Origin of the sequence: Tsuneonella suprasediminis (assembly GCF_003605755.1) — a bacterium.
In the GTDB taxonomy this organism is placed as follows: Bacteria; Pseudomonadota; Alphaproteobacteria; order Sphingomonadales; family Sphingomonadaceae; genus Tsuneonella; species Tsuneonella suprasediminis.
On record NZ_RAHJ01000019.1, the window covers coordinates 245,410 to 265,041 of the forward strand.

Genomic DNA, 19,632 nt, shown 5'->3' on the forward strand with positions numbered 1-19,632 from the left:
TCCATATGCCCTTACACCAGTGCCTTGGCTTCATCGTCGAGCGTGCCACTGACCATATCGCCATACAGCAGCATGTCGGTATGCGCCGCACCGCTTGGGATCATTGGGAAGCAATTCGCTTCCTTAGCGACACGGCAGTCGACGATCACTGGGCCGTCGTAATCAATCATGGCCTGAATACCTGCATCGAGCTGCCTCTCGTCTTCGATACGAATGCCCTTCCACCCATATGCTTCCGCCAGACGCACAAAGTCAGGCAAACTTTCGGAATATGAGTTGGAATAGCGGCTCTCATACGTCAATTCCTGCCACTGACGCACCATTCCCATGAATTCATTGTTCAGAATGAATATCTTGACAGGCAGCCTGTACTGACTGGCGGTGCCTAGTTCCTGGATGTTCATCTGGATGCTGGCTTCGCCTGCGATATCGATCACCAGTCGGCCGGGGTTGCCCAGTTGCGCGCCGATTGCCGCAGGCAGGCCATATCCCATCGTGCCCAATCCGCCGCTTGTGAGCCAGCGATTAGGGCCGAAAAAGCCGAAGTATTGCGCGGCCCACATCTGGTGCTGGCCAACCTCGGTTGTGACAACCGGATCAGCATCTTTGGTCAGCGCGAACAGCCGTTCAATCGCCTTCTGAGGCATGATTTCAGAGTCGCTTTCGGGATAAGCGAGGCTTTCGCGAGCCTTCCAGCCGGTGATGCGTGCTTTCCACTCGCTCAGATCCCTGACCTTGCGATCGCCCCATACCGAGATGATTTGTTCAAGAACGGCAGCGCAATCACCGATGATCGGCAGATCGACCGCCACCGTCTTGTTAATGCTGGCCCGATCGATATCGATATGAATCTTCTTCGAGTCCGGGCTGAACGCATCAAGCCGGCCGGTCACCCGGTCATCGAACCGCGCTCCGATGCAAACCATCACGTCGCAACGGTTCATCGCCATATTGGCTTCGAATGTCCCGTGCATTCCCAGCATACCCAGCCAATCGGGATGATCCGCCGGAAACGCGCCCAGACCCATGAGTGTGCTGGTCACCGGCGCCCCGGTCAGCGATTGCAGTTGCCTCATTAGTTCAGTGGCGCGCGGGCCGGAATTGATGACGCCGCCGCCCGTGTAAAAGATCGGGCAATCGGCACCTGCCAGCATTTCGACTGCTTCGAGAATATTATCGAGCGGCGCGACCGAAGGCGGTGCGTAGCGCGCAGAGGCCGGCTTTGTATCTGGCTGTGCGTCCCACGATGCGAGAGCGACCTGCACATCTTTAGGTATATCGATCAACACGGGGCCGGGGCGCCCGCTGGTCGCGATACGAAATGCCTCTTCGATAATCCCACGCAACTTAGAGGGGTCTTTCACGAGATAATTATGCTTTGTGCAATGGCGCGTGATGCCAATGGTATCCGCTTCCTGAAAGGCGTCAGTGCCGATCAGCGGCGTCGCAACTTGCCCGGTGATGACCACCATCGGGATCGAATCCATGAAGGCATCGGCAATTCCCGTCACCGCATTGGTCGCGCCCGGACCGCTGGTGACGAGCACAACGCCCGGCTTACCCGTTGAGCGGGCATACCCTTCTGCCGCGTGGGCCGCGCCTGCTTCGTGACGTACCAGAATGTGACGAATGCGCTGGTCCGAAAACAGTTCATCGTAAATTGGCAGCACTGCACCGCCGGGATAGCCGAAAACGAATTCGACTCCCTGCTTCACAAGGCATTCGACTAGTATGTTTGCGCCGCTGCGCTCTTCCACGTCATTCATCCTTCTGCATTCGGTGCCTGAAATGGCACTAAGCGTCTTGCTTCAAAAAATCGACCCGGCGCGATCAGGCGCGCCGGGTCTCCTCTCATATTGCGTTGATAGGCTCCTATGAATTATGAAATATCATGTCAATAGCAATTTGGGGAATAATATTTCAAATTGATGCGGTATTTCGGAATGATTTGATGGCGTGCGTGGCCATTGCGTGGGGGGCTGATGACGGAACCAAGTGAACTGTCGCTTCGCGTAGTTTCGCGTGGCCTGCTGTCCGGATGCCACGGCGTCTGCGTGGCCTGTCTCCCCGCGCAGAAACGCGGCAATTTCCGGGACACCAATTGCGCGCATGACCGGCATTGCCGGATCGATCGATCTGGCTAACAGCGCCGACACTTCATCGATCGCGCCGTTTTCCATCATATGCACGAACCGCCGATCGCATCGTTCATAGAGCCATGCGCGGTCGGCCGTGAGGATAACCGGAGCGAGCGAAACATCACCCGCGATTCCTCCCGTTTTGTGAGCCTGCCAGTGAGCGAGCGGCTTTCCTGTCGAGCGGATCACTTCAAGCGCGCGCGCAATGCGCGAGGCATCGTTTGGGGCAAGCGTGGCAGCGCGGCCCGGATCCTCCACCTGCAACATCGCGTAACTTTCCGCGACGGGCAAAGCGCGAACGGCTTCCCGTACTACCGGATCGATAGGGGGAATTGGGGCGATCCCATCGAGCAAGGTGCGAATATACAGTCCTGTGCCGCCCACCAAAATCGGCAATGCGCCTGCTATGTGAGCATGCGCGATTTCCGCTTTTGCGGCCACGGCCCAGTCAGCTGCCGAACATGCACTTGCACCATCCCACGCGCCAAACAGACGGTGAGGGATACCTGCCATCTCCTCTTCGGTGGGGCGGGCGCTCAATATGGATAAATCGGCATAGACTTGAGCGCTGTCGGCGTTGATGATGATCGATGGCAATCCGCGACTTTCGCGCGTTTTGGCCAGTTGAACGGCGAGATCGCTCTTGCCGCTGGCGGTTGGCCCTGCAATGAGCGCGACCGGCGGACCTGAACCGAACATTTGCGGAGAATTCTCGTTGCTCATCGCTCGACTGATAGCAGACCCTGACGGACTGGAAACACGTCTCGATGCAGTAACCGCCGCGCTGGAGCGCGAGGGGATGCATGTCGCGCTGGCGCAAATGACCGATTTTTGCGGCGACGTTCTTCAGATCGCGTTGCCAGCCGGCGATGCCGGGGTCGTGAGAAGGCTGATAGACGAACATTTCGCCCCGGCGGATGTACTGGTTTCGCAAGTCAACTTTCGTATCCCGCAGTTGTTCGTATCCGATATGGATTCGACCATGATCGGGCAGGAGTGCATTGATGAACTGGCCGATTTTGCAGGGCTGAAAGATCAGGTTTCCGCCATCACGGAGCGGGCGATGCAGGGCGAACTCGATTTCGCCAGTGCCCTTGTGGAACGGGTGGGCCTTCTCGCGGGAATGCCGGAGGCCACAATCGATACCTGTCTGGCGGATCGTATCCGCCCGATGGCAGGGGCGCAGCAACTGGTGGCCACCTTGCGCGCCAAAGGGTGCCGCACTGTGCTGGTAACCGGGGGCTTTCATCATTTTGCTGACCCGATCGCTGCGCAGCTTGGGTTCGATCATGTTGTTGGCAATCGTCTGGCAGTGACCGATTGCAGGCTGACGGGTGAGCTGGCCGGGCCTATTGTCGATAGTTCGGTAAAAGAACGTGTTTTGCGTGATGAGTCTGCGAAGATTGGAGAGGGTGCGGTCAGTCTTTCTGCCGGGGACGGGGCGAACGATATCCCGATGCTGCGCGCGGCTACATGGGGCATAGCGTATCGTGCGAAGCCCAAGGCGCGCGCTGCAGCGGATGGCGCTATCAATCGGGGGGATTTGACCGCGATTCTCGATCTTCTGGGTATCCCGCGCGATGAATGGGTTGCGCCCTCTCATGGTTGATCTTTTCAGTTGCTAATTGCAATGTTATGGTGCTGATATTGCTGCGGAGAACGATGCACGATGACACAGCACCAGCCAATTTCGAAGCTTATCCCTGGCGGTGATCGGGCATCGGATGGCACCCTGTTCTGCAATCCGCGACGGCCGGAGCCGAGGCGTGACATCGCGAAGGCCATTCACCATTTTCGTGAACTGATCAAAGACAAAGAGGATACCTGTCACGTCTTCGAGATTTACGACGCGCTACCATCGCGAAATTTTCGTTCGCGAGCGCATAGTTTCACGTTGAGCGGGCAGGGCGATGAGTTGCGCGCTGCAGAACCTTACCTTCCATCGATACTGGACGATCACGATGCCCTGTCGCACATGCAGAAAGGCAGCATTGCGGACGCATATGTGCGCTTTATGGAGGGCGAAGGGCTGAGTGCCGCAGGGTTGGTTGCCGAATCCGAAAAGCTGGGTCGCCCAAAATATGGCGATCTGATGGAATGGTATGGTTTTCGGCAGCGCGATACGCATGATTTGCTGCATGTTCTGACTGGCTACGGGCGCGATGCATTGGGCGAACAATGCGTGCTGCTGTTCACTCATGGCCAGAGCCCCAGCGCCGGGCACCTGCTGTTAGGATATGCGGGGGCGGCCAATATCAAGAAGCAGGTAAAAAGCGCGGCTCCCGTCTATCGCGCCGTGCGTGAGGCCCATAGATTGGGCAAAGCGTGTCCGCCGATTGCCGAGATGTCGATTCGCGAATTGTTGGCTATGGACTTGCTACAGGTCCGCAAGCAGTTCGGCATTGCGGAACATCGATGGTATCGGGAATGCCACCGGATATGGCAGGCCGAGGGTATCGATCCTTACGATCTGCTGGCTAAGGCGCAATAGCGCGGCGTGTGGCGGCGGCGAGGGCCGGGCTATCGCTCTCGCCGCTACAGGAACCGGACTGCACTGGACGATCTGAAACTGATCGCAACGGCCCGATCAGTCCATGGCCCGATCAGTCCATCCATTTTCGGAAAAAGCTTTCGTGCGCTTCCCGCAATTCATCGATCGAAACCGTGGCGATGGTTGCCTGATCATCGGGGCCGATGCGGATCACATCGCCGCCAGTCCAGCCGATAACGCAGCAACCGATACCAGCCTCTTCGGCCACCTTCTCGATCACGTGTGCGTCATGCGGTTCGGTCACCAGATAGCGCGCCTGATTCTCGGCGAACATCGACCATGCGTGGTGGTTTTTCTCCCGGTCAACATACTCTTCGAACGCACCGGTGATGAGGTGGGCCCCAATCCCGCTGGCCAAAGCCATTTCCGCCACGGCGACAAGAATGCCGCCATCGGACACGTCATGAACGGCGGTAGCGCGCCCATCTTCGATCAACGAGCGGACGAATTCACCGTGCTTACGCTCTTTCTCCAGATCAACTCGTGGCGGCAGGCCGGCCTCGATACCGTGGCAAACCGATAGCCAGGTTGACTGGCCCAGCTCTGGCACGGCCTGCGGGTCGGCACCCAGCAGTATGATCTTCTGCGCGCCATCTTTAAAGCCGATTGAGGCAAGCTGAGCGTAGTCATCAATAAGCCCAACACCACCAATCGCCGGGGTTGGTAAAATCGCAGAGCCACCGCCGGTCGCCTTACTTTCGTTGTACAGGCTGACATTTCCGCTCACGATCGGAAAATCAAGCGCCCGGCAGGCATCTCCCATTCCGTCCAATGCGTGAACGAATTGCGCCATGATTTCCGGGCGTTGCGGATTCGCGAAATTGAGACAGTTGGTTACCGCCAGAGGCTGCGCACCCACAGCAGAGAGGTTCCGGTATGCTTCTGCAATCGCCTGCTTACCGCCTTCATATGGATCGGCGTAAACATAGCGGGGAGTGCAATCGGTGGTGATGGCGAGTGCCTTCTTCGTGCCATGCACACGCACAACACCAGCGTCGCCACCTGTCTGGAGCGTGTCTGCACCGACCTGGCTGTCGTATTGCCCGGCGATCCAGGCGCGACTGGCAAGGGCAGGGCTGGCGATCATCTTGAGAAGATCGGCGCCGATGTCTGCGCTCTTGGGCGCTTTATCCAGAGGCTTGATTTGCGCCCATGTCTTGTAATCATTTCTGGAAAGATAAGGGCGGTCATATTCGGGGGCATCCGCCGCGAGCGGGCCAAGGGGGATGTCGCACACCACCTCACCGCCAAATTCGAGCACCATGTGCTGCGTATCGGTTACCTCACCGATAACAGCGAAATCCAGCTCCCATTTGCGGAAAATTTCCGCCGCCATTTCTTCTTTGCCGGGTTTCAGCACCATGAGCATCCGCTCCTGGCTTTCGCTCAGCATCATTTCGTAGGGTGTCATGCCTTCTTCGCGGCATGGCACATTGTCCATGTTGAGGCGGATCCCGGCTTTCCCATTGGTCGCCATTTCCACGCTGGACGAGGTAAGGCCTGCTGCGCCCATATCCTGAATCGCGACGATCGCATCGGTCGCCATCAGTTCGAGGCATGCTTCGATCAACAACTTCTCGGTGAACGGATCACCCACCTGAACGGTAGGACGTTTTTCCTCGGCATCTTCGCCGAAATCCGCACTGGCCATCGTCGCGCCATGAATGCCATCCCGACCCGTTTTAGAGCCGACATAGACGATGGGATTGCCAACGCCGGTCGCCGCGGAGTAGAAAATCTTGTCAGCATCGGCGACACCCACGGTCATCGCATTGACCAAAATATTTCCATCGTAAGCCGGATGGAAATTGGTTTCTCCACATACAGTTGGAACACCCACGCAGTTGCCATAGCCGCCGATTCCAGCGACTACGCCTTGCACCAGATGTTTCATCTTGGGGTGGTCGGGACGACCGAAGCGGAGGGCATTGGCGTTCGCCACGGGGCGTGCCCCCATCGTGAACACGTCGCGCAGGATACCGCCTACGCCTGTCGCGGCACCTTGATAGGGTTCGATATAACTCGGGTGGTTGTGGCTCTCCATCTTGAAGATTGCGGCCTGGCCATCGCCAATATCGATTACGCCTGCGTTTTCACCCGGCCCGCAGATAACCCACGGTGCCTCAGTCGGTAACTTTTTCAGATGCAAACGGCTCGACTTGTAGGAGCAGTGTTCGCTCCACATTACCGAGAATATGCCGAGCTCGACAAGATTGGGTTCACGCCCGAGCGCATTAAGCACGCGATCGTATTCTTCTGAGCTGAGGCCATGAGCCTCCACGATATCGGGTGTGATTTCGGCCATATCGCCGCCCTTAGCGACGGCGAACGAATGTCGCTAGTCTATCTTACACCGATGGCGGCGAGTTGTCCCCACCCACCATGCGACGATGGTCGTCAGAAGATAAGCCGCCAGTGCCATCATCGCCATCGGGGCGACCGGGGCACCAGTTGCCGGTGATGGAGCAAGCCAGTTGAACAGCTGCAATGCAATTAACATGATCGCCAGAATAAGCGGCGGCACGGGCGGCCCATCGGTCCGCCGTATATACCACCACATCGTTCCAAAAGTCAGCGCGAGTTCGAGGGGAGCTTCGACCGAAGGGATGTTCCACAAACCCATTCCCAGTTTTGGAGGAAACCCGGCAAGAGTAAGGTCGGGTCGATGCACAATAAAATCGAGCAGCCAATGTGAAACCACAACCATTGCCGTGATGAGCGCCGGGAACAGTTCTCGCATACCAAGCCATACTATTGCGCCGAATGTGAAAGCGAAGCCACATGTGCCAAGCAAGCTGTGCGTCCACGGCATGTCGTACAAGTCCATTGGATTCATCGCTGTGATTCCCGGAACGACGCGCATGTGTTCTATGCCGAGCAGAACAAATGTGAAAAATGCCCAGTCGACCAATTGTGCCGCGACGAACAAGGTGCCTAGTCTGGGTGATCGTTCAGACATCGCGCGCGCGGCAAATGCGGCGGACCAATGGCCAATGAACATCTTGCAAAACCCCCTTGGTTGCGACTGACAACTTGACCGCGTGGCAGCAGGCGGTCAATGCATGGTTCACCATGGCAGAGGAAATCCCCGATATTTCGCAGATGACTTTCGAAGACGCTCTGCGTGCTTTGGAAGATGTCGTCCGTCGGCTCGAAAGCGGGGATGTGCCGCTGGACGAATCAATAGGCCTTTACGAACGCGGAGAGGCATTGCGTAAGCATTGCCAGGCCCGGCTGGACTCGGCTCAGGCACGGATTGAAAAGATCGTTAGCGGTACGGATGGCCGCCCCGCTGGGACCGTTTCGTTCGACGCCGATGGCTGATCTGACTTTGGCTGACAACGATCTGCTGAAACGGGCATTTCTTCGCATCCAGCAGGATGTCGACGTCAGATTCGATGCTTTTTTGCCCATCCCTTCGGATTCCCGCGCCCGTCTGGTGGAGGCGATGCGATATGCCACGATCGGCGGCGGAAAGCGGGTCCGCCCGTTGCTCACCGTGGCGACTGCGGCGCTTTTCAATGTCAGTCGCGATGCAGCAGTGAGGGCCGGCTGTGCTGTAGAGGCGATCCACGCCTACTCATTAATACATGACGACCTACCGTGCATGGATGACGATACATTGCGGCATGGTAAGCCAACCGTCCATTTGGCATTCGACGAGGCAACGGCGGTACTCGCCGGCGATTCCCTCCATGCGCTTGCGTTTGAAGTTCTTTCAATGCCAGAGACGAGCGGGGATCCGTTTGTGCGAGCAGAAATGGTAGCCGCGTTAGCTGAGGCCAGCGGTTTTAGCGGTATGGCTGGTGGCCAGATGATGGACATAGCGGCTGAGGGGGCGGATTTTGATCTGCACACCATTACACGGCTCCAGCAACTCAAAACCGGCGCCTTGCTGGGGGCGGCTGTTGAGTTAGGCGCGATTCTCGGCCGACTGCCTGACGAATCACGGGGAAACCTACGCAATTACGCGCGTGATATCGGTCTTGCCTTTCAGATTACGGATGACCTGCTCGATGTCGAAGGCGACGAAGACGCTGCGGGCAAGGCATTGCGGAAGGATGACAAGGCCGGGAAGGCAACATTTGTTTCGCTGATGGGGGCCGATGATGCACGCAGGCAGGTCGGGGCGTTGATAGATCAGGCGATCGGCCATCTGGCAATATATGGCAGCGAAGCGGACTTGCTGCGGGCACTGGCTCGATTTATCCAGAATAGGGATCGATAATGACAAAACGCATCGGTATTTACCCTGGCACATTCGACCCGATTACGCTTGGCCACGCCGACATTATCCGGCGAGGCTGCAAGCTGGTTGATCGCCTCATTATTGGCGTAACGACCAATCCCAGCAAAAATCCGATGTTTTCACCGGAAGAGCGCATCGCAATGGTGGAACGCGAAGTGACTGCGCTTGGCCTCGACAATGTGGAAATCGTCGGATTTAATGCCTTGCTCATGCATTGGGCGGAAAAGATGGGGGCAAGTGTGATCGTGCGTGGTCTGCGCGCGGTCGCTGATTTCGAATACGAATATCAAATGGCGGGGATGAATCAGCAGCTTAACGAGAATATCGAAACCGTATTCTTGATGGCGGATGTTTCACTACAGCCGATCGCTTCCAAACTGGTGAAAGAAATCGCGCTGTTTGGCGGGGAGATTGCGCCATTCGTCAGCCAGTCTGTACGGGAGGATGTGATCTCCCGTGTGAGCAAACTGGGGCGTTTGGGTGATCTCTGACTGTGAATGCGGCATTCGTCGTTGTTGCTGTCATTCATTGATCCGACAGACCGCCCGCGCTAGTGCCGCGCCACTTTCCATATTTTGACGGAAACCCGATGTTCAAACGCCTGATTGCTTCCTGTGCGCTCGCAGCGCTGGCCCTGACCTCATCCACTGCTTTCGCTCAGGACGCTGCCGAGGAGGCACCCGCCAAGCCGAAGGTATATTCTCCGATTGATTTCAACGTTCAGAACGATCTTGAGAATATACTGCTTCTCGACCTGTCGAATGGCAAACGGGTCGCCATCCGGTTGAAGCCGGATTGGGCTCCACAGGCGGTAGAACGTATCAAAACGCTGACTCGCGAGGGGTTTTACGACGGGATTATTTTCCATCGTGTGATCGAAGGCTTCATGGCGCAGACCGGTGATCCAACTGGTACAGGGCGCGGTGGTTCGGAACTGCCGGATCTTGTGGCGGAATTCAATCCCATGCCTCACCTGCGCGGCACGGTGTCGATGGCCCGCGCGAGCGATCCGAATAGCGCGAACAGCCAGTTCTTCATCATGTTCCTCCCGCGATTTAGCCTCGACAAAAACTACACCAATTTTGGGCGTGTCATAGCGGGCATGGATGCCGTTGACGCAATTCATCGTGGTGAGCCGCCTGCCGATCCAACCTATATTGTTCAGGCCTCCATCGCAGCCGACAACAAGCCGCAAAAGTTTGCCGCCCCGAAGGCTGCAACAGAGGAATCTCCGGTTACGGTCGACATGCTCAACGCGCCGCAAGCAGATAATGCGGCGCAGAACTGATTAACCAGTAACCGGCTTTCCATCGGTTCTTTGTCTGATTACGGCGCATGTCATGCGTGTTGACCTGTTCGATTTCGACCTGCCGCAAGATCTGATTGCGCTGCGCCCGGCACGTCCGCGCGATTCCGCCCGTCTGCTTGTCGTTGACGGTTCGGAAAATCCGTTCTCGGATTGTGTGGTCAGCGATTTGCCGGGCTTGCTGCGCGAAGGTGACGTTCTGGTGTTCAACGACACCCGCGTCATTCCAGCACAACTTACGGGAAAACGTGGCGATGCCACGATTGGGGTAACGCTCCACAAACGGATCGATCTGCGACGGTGGCAGGCATTCGTTCGCAATGGCAAGCGTCTGCAGGAAGGGGATCGGATCGCTTTCCCGCACAGTGTTGCGGCGATTGCGGAACTACGGCACCCGGACGGAAGTTGGACGCTTTCATTCTTAGGCGAGGAGCCGGTCGAAGTACTGCTCGAACGCGCGGGCACGATGCCCTTGCCGCCCTATATTGCAGGCAAGCGCCCCACAGACGCGGCGGATCGTGAAGATTATCAGACCATGTTTGCGCGAGAGGAAGGTGCCGTTGCGGCCCCGACCGCAGCGTTGCACTTCACGCCGGAACTGATCTCCGCCCTCGACGCAAGCGGCATTGGGCGGGAAACGCTGACGCTGCACGTGGGGGCCGGAACCTTCCTGCCAGTCAAAGCCGACGACACCCGCGACCATGCCATGCATTCGGAATGGGGGCGGATCGACGCCAGAACAGCAGCGCGGCTCAATGGTGCGCGCGCTGCTGGTGGGCGGGTGATCGCGGTTGGGACTACTTCGCTACGCCTGCTTGAAAGCGCCGCGGATGGAGACGAGACCATTCAGCCTTTCGAAGGCGATACCGCGATCTTTATTACGCCGGGTTACCGCTTCCGCGCGGTTGACGGGCTGATGACAAATTTTCATCTCCCGCGGTCGACCCTTGTGATGCTGGTGAGCGCCTTGATGGGGCGAGAGCGAATGATGGACGTTTACGCTCATGCGATTGCAAACCACTACCGATTTTACAGCTACGGCGATTCTTCCTTACTGTTGCCGCAACGCTAGCTGCCGCGTGATTTTCCGCATGCAAACGGCCTGATCTGCGTTCGTATTCAAGCCAATTTGTCGGCCTTTCGCGCTTTACAGTGACTGGCGAACCAAGGGTCAAGGCGCTACTCTATGGCGGTTATGATTCAGGCACGTTGTTTATTCCGTCATGCTATCGGTGCCCTCGCGATTGTGGGGCTTCCTGTTCCTGCACACGCTGAGCTTGCCGAACCGGTGCGCGCCATGATCGAGGCGGCAATTGCTACGGGCAATAAAGATAAAGTCGCGGCAGTTGTCGAGGTAGCGAAGAAGACCAACCCTGATGATGTTGGTGAAATCGATGCCTTGAATAATGCCTTTCTCGACCATCAGAAGCGCCTGGCTGAGGAGAAGAAAGCGCGTGATCTGGAGGCGGTTCGAACCGCTGGAATATTTCAACGGTGGAAAGGAAAGGGTGAATTTGGCGCTTTTCGATCTACAGGCAATGGGGATGATACCGGTCTAACCGGCTCTCTCTCGTTAAAGCGCGCGGGGATCGATTGGGATCAGAAGATAACCGCTAGAGCGGAATATCAACGATCCAATGGGAAGACTTCGCGAGAACGCTTCTTTGCCTCTTACGAGCCCAATTATAAGATCAGTAAGCAGGTGTTTGCATACGGCCTGCTACAATACGAGCGTGATCGGATTCAAGGTTACTCCGGGCGATACGCTGTTTCGGGGGGTATTGGGTATCAGATCATCGATCAGCCCAACGTACATCTTTCGATCAAAGCCGGTCCGGCATATCGGTTGACGGATTATCGGGATGGAACCGAGGAAGCCCGTCTTGCTGCTCTGTTTGGCGCTGATTTTGACTGGTCGATCACGAAACGGCTGAAGTTCACTCAAGGCGCGAATGCGGTTGCCGAAAGTGGCAGCTCCGTGGTTGCGGTTATCGATTCCAGCAACACCTCCGTCAGTCTGGTGAGCGGGCTGGAGGCCAAGGTTAGCAATCGTTTATCTACGCGATTTTCCTACACGATCGACTATAACAGCAACCCTCCGGTGGGATCGGTGAATACTGATACGCTTAGCCGATTTACACTTGTTTACGGATTTTAAGGTGGATCGTTTCGCGTTTTCTATCCTTGCCACCGATGGTAAGGCGCGGACTGGCCGTATTGCCATGAACCGTGGCGAAATCCGCACACCTGCTTTCATGCCTGTCGGAACAGCCGCCACAGTGAAAGCTATGAAGCCGGAGGCCGTTCGCGCAACTGGGGCGGACATCATTCTGGGCAACACCTATCACCTGATGTTGCGACCGGGGGCGGAACGAGTGGCGCGCCTTGGTGGGTTGCACCGCTTTATGAATTGGGATCGCCCTATTCTGACGGATAGCGGCGGCTATCAGGTGATGAGCCTGTCCGAATTACGCAAGCTGACCGAGGAAGGGGTTTCTTTCCGCAGCCATATTGATGGGTCGAAGCACATGCTGACCCCCGAACGATCGATGGAGATTCAGCGTCTACTTGGATCGGATATTGTCATGGCATTCGACGAATGTCCCAGAGCTGATCGTCCATTGGCAGAGATTGCCGCGTCAATGGAGCTTTCTATGCGTTGGGCTAAGCGCAGTCGCGATGCATTTGATAGTGGCGGCGAACATGCTGAACGGGCTGCTTTGTTCGGGATTCAGCAAGGCGCGCTGGATGAACGGCTTCGTGCCCGCTCTGCAGAGTCTCTGAAGGAAATTGGCTTTGATGGCTATGCCATTGGCGGGCTGGCGGTTGGAGAAGGTCAAGAGGCGATGTTCGCTACACTCGACTTTGCACCCGAACAACTGCCTGAAGATGCGCCACGCTATTTGATGGGCGTTGGTAAGCCGGACGATCTGGTGGGGGCGGTCGAACGCGGGGTCGATATGTTCGACTGCGTTTTGCCCACTCGATCTGGCAGAAATGGCCAAGCTTTTACGTGGAATGGCCCGCTGAACATGCGAAATGCCCGGCATGCCGAAGATACGGAGCCACTGGATACGCGGTGCTCCTGCTCTGTGTGCGGCACTTATTCTCGCGCCTACCTTCACCACCTTATCAAGTCGGGGGAAATGCTCGGTGCCATGCTGCTGACCGAGCATAATCTGTCCTTTTATCAGCAGCTCATGTTTGGAATGCGGAATGCAATTGTGAAAGGGCACTTTGCCTTGTTCGCATCCGATTTTCGACGAGACTATTTTTCGCGCAGTTAGAAACTGCCTGAAAATCAGATAAAAAAGGCGGCCTTGCAGGGCCGCCCTTTTTCATAACTGGATACCCAATTAGCGCGAATAGAATTCGACAACCAGGTTCGGTTCCATCGTCACCGGATAGGGCACTTCGTCCAGCGTCGGAACGCGGCTGTAAGTGACCTTGTCAGTACCATCGGCGGATACATAGTCGGGGATATCGCGTTCGGGCAGGCTCTGCGCTTCGATGATCAGCGCCATTTCCTTGGCCTTGTCGCCCAGCGAAATGACATCGCCGACATTGATACGGCGGCTCGCCACGTTACACTTCACGCCGTTCACGCGGATGTGGCCGTGCGAAACGATCTGACGTGCAGCGAAAATCGTCGGAGCGAACTTGGCGCGATAGACCACCATGTCAAGACGACGTTCGAGCAGACCGATCAGGTTCTGACCGGTATCGCCCTTCATACGCGACGCTTCCTGATAGGTGCGCTTGAACTGCTTTTCAGTCACATCGCCATAGTAGCCCTTCAGCTTCTGCTTGGCACGAAGCTGAAGGCCGAAGTCGCTCATCTTGCCCTTGCGACGCTGACCGTGCTGGCCGGGGCCGTAAGAACGGCGATTTACTGGAGAATTCGGACGACCCCAGATGTTTTCGCCCATCCGGCGGTCGAGTTTGTGCTTGGCGCTCTTGCGCTTCGACATATGTCGTATCCTTCAATTTGCGTGTCGCGTGCCCCAGCGGCCGCGCTTCAACCCGGCATCGCCCGTATGGTCAATCACCAAACGCGGCCTCCGCTTCACCGGGATGCGGGACCAAATGCGAAGCGGCGCGCTTAGCAGGTTGTCGTGACAGGTCAAGCTACGCAATAGGTGCTCGACATAATCCGCGGGGCAGGGCAGGGGCCCCGATCATGGAAGACGCTATTAAACTGCCGGATGTTTGCGAAACTATGGCTGATGTGCGGGCCGGTGTCGATGCGACTGATCGCGCCTTGATGGAACTGCTCGATCTACGTTTCGGTTACATGCGCGCCGCTGCTCGGATCAAGGCAGACCGCGAAGCGGTGCGTGATGAAGGGCGCAAGGCAGAAGTGATAAATAACGCGCGCACGGACGCGGAAGAGCGCGGGCTTCCCGCATCCGAACTGGCTGATATCTGGGATCAGCTGGTGGAATGCTCGATTGCTTATGAACTTCACCGGTGGGACAGCACCAGGCGAGACTGAGGGGACGCAGTCGGAAACTGGTCAATATAGCCATTTTAATCACGGGCTGGTCGCTCCAACGCACTCAAGACGCCGCGCAAAGTGCGGATTTCGAGGTGGTTCCAGCCCGGCTTGGTCAGTACATTGCGTAATGTACGGCGGGTCGCTTCTGAACGGGATTCTGGAAAAAAGTAACGCTTTGGCTCCAGCAATGCCTCAAAATGACCAATCAACCCTTCCAAATCTTCTTGTGGGGCAGGAGGAAGCAGCTCCTCAATGGTCGGCGTTTCGAGCTTTGCCCCCTTGGACCATTCATAAGCACAGAGAATCACCGCCTGCGCGAGATTGAGAGAGCCAAATTCGGGATTGATCGGCACCGTCAGGATTGAGCGGGCAAGGGCAACGTCCGAGGTTTCGAGCCCGGATCTTTCAGGCCCGAACATGATCGCGCTGCGCCCCGGCTGGGTATGAATTTCGTGTGCGGCAACATCGGGGGTTACCACTGGTTTGGTCACCCCCCGCTTGCGAACCGTTGTGGCATATACGTTCGCGCAATCGGCCACCGCATCGGCAGCGCTCTCGAATATCTGGGCATTTTCCAGAACGATATCTGCGCCCGATGCTGCAGGACCGGCCGATGGATTGGGCCAGCCATCGCGCGGAGCAACGAGCCGCATTTCGGTCAGCCCGAAATTGAGCATAGCCCGTGCCGCTTTGCCGATATTCTCGCCCAGTTGAGGGCGGACGAGAACGATAACCGGGAGGTCAGCCTGCACCGACATCGCGCACTGTGCTGGCAAATTCTTCGAAATCCTTTGCTTCCGAAAAATCGCGATAAACACTCGCAAATCGAATATAGGCAACGCTGTCGAGGTGGCGCAATCCGTCCATCACCATCTCTCCGATCCGGGCAGAAGGGATCTCGTTGTCGCCAGCGGTTTCGACTTGTCGTTGAATACCGGAAACAAGCTGATCGATCCGTTCCTGCTCAATCCCGCGCTTACGACATGCCAGAGCGACGGATTGTTCGATCTTGGCGCGTTCGAACGGTTCGCGGCGTACGGTTTCCCCGTCATGCCCCGCCTTGACCACGATCACATCGCGCAACTGGACCCGTTCGAAAGTGGTGAAGCGCGCTCCACAGCCTTCGCATTGGCGGCGGCGACGGATCGCAGTGTTGTCTTCGGTCGGACGACTATCCTTCACCTGAGAATCGTCATGGGCACAGAAAGGGCAGCGCATTCGTCTGACTTACTTCTTGATGCGGTTGTAGAGCGCAATACCCGCGCCTGCAGCAAGGCCAAGTGGCCACGACAGCGGCGGCACGAACAAGCCCACAACTGCACCTATCGCGGCGCCCGTCAGAACCGGTTTGGTCGAAGGGTGGTGCATCCCGTCCTTAGCCATCCCCGACACTTCGGATTTCAGGTCTTCAACCCAGTCCTGCCGGTTGGGATCGGTCATCGTTATTACCTTCCGGGATAAACGGGAAACGCGACGCACAGCTCCGAAACGCGCCGACGGACGCTTTCTTCCGCCTGTGCATCCCCTTCCGCGCCGTTTTTGGCGAGCCCATCGACCACCTCGGCAATGAGGCCGCCGATCGTGCGGAATTCGTCCGGGCCAAAGCCGCGCGTGGTTCCGGCGGGTGTGCCCAAACGGATGCCGCTGGTCACAAACGGGCTACGCGTGTCGTACGGGATGCCGTTCTTGTTACAGGTCAGCCATGCGCGATCGAGACCTTTCTCGGCATCTTTGCCTGTGACGTCCTTAGCGGTGAGATCCACCAGCATGGAATGGTTGTCCGTCCCGCCTGAAACGACCCGCAGGCCGCCAGCCTCGATTCCTTCCGCCAGCGCGCGGGCGTTGGTAACGACGCGGGCTGCGTAATCTTTGAAATCGGGGCGCAAGGCTTCCGCAAAGGCGACTGCCTTGGCGGCAACGATGTGCATCAGCGGGCCGCCCTGCATTCCGGGGAATACCGCCATGTTGATCGGTTTGGTCAGCTCTTCATCGTTCCACAGGATCACGCCGGAACGAGGGCCGCGCAAACTCTTGTGAGTGGTTGTGGTGACGACATGGGCATGGGGAAACGGCGAGGGGTGAGCGCCGCCGGCCACCAGGCCTGAAATGTGGCTCATATCCACCATGAGATAGGCGCCGACTTCATCCGCGACCTTGCGGAAAGCTTCCCAGTCCCAGACCCGCGAATAGGCGGTGCCGCCAGCGATTATGAGCTTCGGCTTATGCTCCTTCGCTGTGGCCATCACAGCGTCCATATCGATCAGTTCATTGTCCTGCCGCACACCATAGCTGACAGGGTTGAACCATTTGCCGCTCATATTAACGGGCGATCCATGCGTCAGGTGGCCGCCTGAATTAAGGTCAAGCCCCATAAATGTGTCGCCTGGCTGCAACAGCGCGAGGAACACTGCCTGGTTCATCTGGCTGCCGGAATTTGGCTGCACATTGGCGAAATTGCAGCCGAACAGCTTCGTCGCGCGGTCGATTGCCAGCGTTTCCACAACGTCGGCATACTCGCAGCCGCCATAATAGCGTTTGCCGGGATACCCTTCGGCGTATTTGTTGGTGAACACGCTGCCCGCCGCTTCGAGCACCGCTTTGCTGGCGATATTCTCACTTGCGATCAATTCGATCTTGGTACGCTGACGCTCCAGTTCGTTCTGGATGGCGGCATAAATATCGGGATCGGCAGTTGCCAGATCATCGCCCCAAAAGCGGGTCATGTCTGTTGTGCTTGAGAGATTGTCAGCGATAGTGGTGGTCATGCCGGTTCCTTCAATCAAGACAGGGCGGGAGAGGAAAGCTTATCGACACGGCGCTGGTGACGCCCACCTGCGAAATCGGTGCCAAGAAAGGATGTTACACAGGCTTTAGCCATTTCAATGCCAATCAGCCGGGCACCCATCGCAATGCAATTAGCGTCATTATGTTCACGAGCCAGCCCTGCCGACAAAGGCTCCGAAACCTGCGCACACCGAACGACAGGGTTTCGATTAACCGCAATTGATATCCCAATGCCGGACCCACAGAGCGCAATCCCTCTGTCAGCGGTTCCATCTGCGACGACTGACGCCAGTTTGTATCCATAGTCAGGGTAATCGACACCTTCCCCGTCATAGGGCCCAAGGTCGGCAACTTCATGCCCTTGCTCAATGAGCCACTCGTACAAAGCAGCTTTCATATCGAGCGCGGCGTGATCGGAGGCGATGGCGATTCTCATGCGTGGCGCATAGGCAACTCTTGTCGGCTTCTCCACCCCTTCTGTGGCATTTCAACGACCCATGCTGGATTGGACAGCGATGCGTGTTCGTTTTTGCGGGATTTTTGGCACGGAATCACGAGTGATTTTGCGGCGTTATCGTTAGGAAGAATTGAACGAAAACGGCCATTTTTCTTATGAAATCAATTTAAGTACATGATAAATAGACATAGTTTATGGTTATCTTGCGTTCATCATGGATTACCCTATACACACTGCTGTAAATAAGTGGTGGGACGCACCTGAGATGGACAAGTCGAATGCTCGGGAATGGGACAAGGATGTTCGCAATAATTGCGGACAGACAGAAGTGTGCCGTCCGCTTGTTTTTCACGCCAATGAAAACTGGCAGGGAGAAGGCAGCGAATGTTGTGCTGTTCGCTCGATTTCCCAGACAGCTATCATATTGGAAACACAAGATAAGATGGTCCAGGGTGAGACCATTGACCTCTGTCTTGTTGACGATGTTGTGCATCGAGCCAAGGTCGTTTGGGTTAATGGCTTAATGCATGGCTGTGAATTCGATCACCCATTGAGCGATACTGAATTTCAGCGTCTCCCAAATACCTTCAGATTGGGTGGAACAGCATTGAAAAACGAACAGATTGATGTTTCTCATAAGGAAACGTTTGGGGAGAGACTTCGGCGATTGCGGACTGATCGTGCAATGAGCCAATCCCATCTTGCGCGGCAACTGGGTGTTTCCAAGGTCACAGTGTGGAACTGGGAGAAGGATTCATCAGTGCCACGCAGTCAATCGTTGGAGCAGCTCGCCGAGATTTTCAAATGCTCGGTTAGAGAGTTGTTGTTTGGAAATGACGCCAGCCTTTTTCCAGATGATGGAGAGCGGGGTTCGCTGCGTGAAGCATTAGAATTTTATAAGACGAAGATCGCGGCGGTGGCTGGCGTCAGTACCGAAGATGTGGCGATAACTATTTCATTCGGCAACTGATAATTACTCGTTCGAGGACGGGACACGGTTGCCCTGCAATTTAGCGGCGACGTCTGGGTGCTTTTTCAGGTAGTCAACGATTTCAGCTTGCATACGCTCACGTTCGGCAAGCTGAACCTTTTGAATAGCCTCCAAATAGGCTTCATTAACTTTGGCGACAGCTGGGTCGCCGAGCAGCTTCATCGAAGTTTGTAAGTAGCGGCTTCCGGCAGGTGTTTCGGCGAAAGCGCGAATATGCCTGAGTTCATCCAGCGAATACTCGTGTGTATATGCCAGTGCAGTGGCATCGAGAATCTGTGGCAAATATTCCCTGACTGTAGGCATCAGCAAGCCGGGCATCGCGTCGAACTGATCGTTCAGCATTTTTCGAAGCCCGGCATCCGGTACACTGTCGACCTTCATCGCCCGCCGAAACTGTCCCAGCATATCGTCGATAGTTTTGGCAAACGTTTGTTCACGGGTTTCTGGCGGGAACATGATCCGAACGATCGCCTGTGCCTGCTCCAATGCCGTTGCGTCAGAATGCCTCGTGGATTCAGCAGCAGTCACCGGGGCAGGTGAAGCAGATTCGGTACTGTGAGCAACTGCGGCAGAATATGCGAATGTAAACGCAGCACAGGCCGCGAAGGTGTGACGAACCACAAGAATATTCCGGTTATGGATGCCTGGCCTCACATCA

The 19,632-nt window shown here is 56.5% G+C and carries 22 protein-coding genes; 11 read left to right on the forward strand and 11 right to left on the reverse strand.

Annotation, left to right across the window (positions count from 1 at the left end):
- Positions 1 to 11: 11 nt before the first annotated feature.
- Both ilvB and miaA read right to left on the reverse strand, forming a co-directional pair.
- Positions 12 to 1,766, reverse strand: coding sequence for a biosynthetic-type acetolactate synthase large subunit (gene ilvB, locus D6858_RS11055; protein ID WP_120110152.1), 1,755 nt, complete (start codon positions 1,764 to 1,766; stop codon positions 12 to 14).
- A gap of 123 nt (positions 1,767 to 1,889) precedes the next feature.
- Positions 1,890 to 2,861, reverse strand: a complete 972-nt coding sequence (gene miaA / locus D6858_RS11060; protein WP_120110154.1) for a tRNA (adenosine(37)-N6)-dimethylallyltransferase MiaA — start codon at positions 2,859 to 2,861, stop codon at positions 1,890 to 1,892.
- On the opposite strand from miaA, the gene serB reads away from it, so the two are divergent.
- Positions 2,854 to 3,747: a phosphoserine phosphatase SerB gene (serB, locus tag D6858_RS11065; RefSeq protein WP_120110157.1), complete on the forward strand. Its 894-nt coding sequence runs from the start codon at positions 2,854 to 2,856 to the stop codon at positions 3,745 to 3,747. The genes miaA and serB overlap by 8 nt on opposite strands.
- A gap of 285 nt (positions 3,748 to 4,032) precedes the next feature.
- Positions 4,033 to 4,629, forward strand: a complete 597-nt coding sequence (locus tag D6858_RS11070; protein ID WP_338067297.1) for a Coq4 family protein — start codon at positions 4,033 to 4,035, stop codon at positions 4,627 to 4,629.
- A 112-nt stretch (positions 4,630 to 4,741) separates the two neighbouring features.
- Here D6858_RS11070 and purL read toward each other — a convergent pair whose 3' ends face one another.
- Together purL and D6858_RS11080 are read right to left on the reverse strand one after the other, a co-directional pair.
- Positions 4,742 to 6,994, reverse strand: coding sequence for a phosphoribosylformylglycinamidine synthase subunit PurL (purL, locus tag D6858_RS11075; RefSeq protein WP_120110163.1), 2,253 nt, complete (start codon positions 6,992 to 6,994; stop codon positions 4,742 to 4,744).
- A gap of 33 nt (positions 6,995 to 7,027) precedes the next feature.
- On the reverse strand, positions 7,028 to 7,618 hold the full coding sequence (locus D6858_RS11080; RefSeq protein WP_318286432.1) for a hypothetical protein: 591 nt from the start codon (positions 7,616 to 7,618) through the stop codon (positions 7,028 to 7,030).
- A 143-nt stretch (positions 7,619 to 7,761) separates the two neighbouring features.
- Here D6858_RS11080 and D6858_RS11085 point away from each other — a divergent pair, with 143 nt between their 5' ends.
- From D6858_RS11085 to tgt, 7 genes are all read left to right on the forward strand, one after another.
- A complete protein-coding gene (locus D6858_RS11085) occupies positions 7,762 to 8,013 on the forward strand; it encodes an exodeoxyribonuclease VII small subunit (RefSeq protein ID WP_120110730.1) in 252 nt (83 codons plus the stop codon).
- The gene (locus tag D6858_RS11090) at positions 8,006 to 8,917 is read left to right on the forward strand and encodes a polyprenyl synthetase family protein (protein ID WP_120110169.1); all 912 of its coding nucleotides are present in this window, start codon (positions 8,006 to 8,008) and stop codon (positions 8,915 to 8,917) included. Before D6858_RS11085 ends, D6858_RS11090 begins: the two co-directional genes overlap by 8 nt.
- Positions 8,917 to 9,429 (forward strand): pantetheine-phosphate adenylyltransferase, encoded by a 513-nt coding sequence (gene coaD, locus D6858_RS11095; RefSeq protein WP_120110172.1) that lies wholly within the window; start codon positions 8,917 to 8,919, stop codon positions 9,427 to 9,429. Before D6858_RS11090 ends, coaD begins: the two co-directional genes overlap by 1 nt.
- 98 nt (positions 9,430 to 9,527) lie before the next feature.
- Positions 9,528 to 10,226 (forward strand): peptidylprolyl isomerase, encoded by a 699-nt coding sequence (locus D6858_RS11100; RefSeq protein WP_120110174.1) that lies wholly within the window; start codon positions 9,528 to 9,530, stop codon positions 10,224 to 10,226.
- A gap of 52 nt (positions 10,227 to 10,278) precedes the next feature.
- On the forward strand, positions 10,279 to 11,316 hold the full coding sequence (gene queA, locus D6858_RS11105; protein ID WP_120110176.1) for a tRNA preQ1(34) S-adenosylmethionine ribosyltransferase-isomerase QueA: 1,038 nt from the start codon (positions 10,279 to 10,281) through the stop codon (positions 11,314 to 11,316).
- Between the two features lie 114 nt (positions 11,317 to 11,430).
- The gene (locus tag D6858_RS11110) at positions 11,431 to 12,402 is read left to right on the forward strand and encodes a DUF481 domain-containing protein (RefSeq protein ID WP_240623819.1); all 972 of its coding nucleotides are present in this window, start codon (positions 11,431 to 11,433) and stop codon (positions 12,400 to 12,402) included.
- 1 nt (position 12,403) lies between these two features.
- On the forward strand, positions 12,404 to 13,531 hold the full coding sequence (tgt, locus tag D6858_RS11115; protein WP_120110178.1) for a tRNA guanosine(34) transglycosylase Tgt: 1,128 nt from the start codon (positions 12,404 to 12,406) through the stop codon (positions 13,529 to 13,531).
- 69 nt (positions 13,532 to 13,600) lie between these two features.
- Here tgt and rpsD read toward each other — a convergent pair whose 3' ends face one another.
- A complete protein-coding gene (rpsD, locus tag D6858_RS11120; protein WP_120110181.1) occupies positions 13,601 to 14,215 on the reverse strand; it encodes a 30S ribosomal protein S4 in 615 nt (204 codons plus the stop codon).
- A 209-nt stretch (positions 14,216 to 14,424) separates the two neighbouring features.
- On the opposite strand from rpsD, the gene D6858_RS11125 reads away from it, so the two are divergent.
- The gene (locus D6858_RS11125; RefSeq protein WP_120110184.1) at positions 14,425 to 14,739 is read left to right on the forward strand and encodes a chorismate mutase; all 315 of its coding nucleotides are present in this window, start codon (positions 14,425 to 14,427) and stop codon (positions 14,737 to 14,739) included.
- A gap of 35 nt (positions 14,740 to 14,774) precedes the next feature.
- Here D6858_RS11125 and D6858_RS11130 read toward each other — a convergent pair whose 3' ends face one another.
- Genes D6858_RS11130 through rpiB form a run of 5 tightly spaced genes read right to left on the reverse strand, consistent with a single transcriptional unit; the run spans position 14,775 to position 17,962 of the window.
- On the reverse strand, positions 14,775 to 15,494 hold the full coding sequence (locus D6858_RS11130) for an RNA methyltransferase (RefSeq protein ID WP_120110735.1): 720 nt from the start codon (positions 15,492 to 15,494) through the stop codon (positions 14,775 to 14,777).
- Positions 15,484 to 15,960, reverse strand: coding sequence for a transcriptional regulator NrdR (gene nrdR, locus D6858_RS11135; RefSeq protein ID WP_120110187.1), 477 nt, complete (start codon positions 15,958 to 15,960; stop codon positions 15,484 to 15,486). Before nrdR ends, D6858_RS11130 begins: the two co-directional genes overlap by 11 nt.
- A gap of 9 nt (positions 15,961 to 15,969) precedes the next feature.
- Positions 15,970 to 16,182, reverse strand: a complete 213-nt coding sequence (locus D6858_RS11140; protein WP_120110189.1) for a hypothetical protein — start codon at positions 16,180 to 16,182, stop codon at positions 15,970 to 15,972.
- Between the two features lie 5 nt (positions 16,183 to 16,187).
- Complete coding sequence (gene glyA / locus D6858_RS11145; protein ID WP_120110191.1) at positions 16,188 to 17,507, reverse strand: serine hydroxymethyltransferase; 1,320 nt, start codon at positions 17,505 to 17,507, stop codon at positions 16,188 to 16,190.
- A 14-nt stretch (positions 17,508 to 17,521) separates the two neighbouring features.
- The gene (gene rpiB / locus D6858_RS11150) at positions 17,522 to 17,962 is read right to left on the reverse strand and encodes a ribose 5-phosphate isomerase B (RefSeq protein WP_120110194.1); all 441 of its coding nucleotides are present in this window, start codon (positions 17,960 to 17,962) and stop codon (positions 17,522 to 17,524) included.
- Positions 17,963 to 18,248: 286 nt separating this feature from the next.
- Between rpiB and D6858_RS11155 the strand changes: the two genes are divergently transcribed.
- Positions 18,249 to 18,953: a helix-turn-helix domain-containing protein gene (locus D6858_RS11155; protein ID WP_165859694.1), complete on the forward strand. Its 705-nt coding sequence runs from the start codon at positions 18,249 to 18,251 to the stop codon at positions 18,951 to 18,953.
- 3 nt (positions 18,954 to 18,956) lie between these two features.
- Here the strand turns inward: D6858_RS11155 and D6858_RS11160 are convergent, their stop codons facing one another.
- Positions 18,957 to 19,502 (reverse strand): DUF2059 domain-containing protein, encoded by a 546-nt coding sequence (locus tag D6858_RS11160; protein ID WP_165859695.1) that lies wholly within the window; start codon positions 19,500 to 19,502, stop codon positions 18,957 to 18,959.
- Between the last annotated feature and the right edge of the window lie 130 nt (positions 19,503 to 19,632).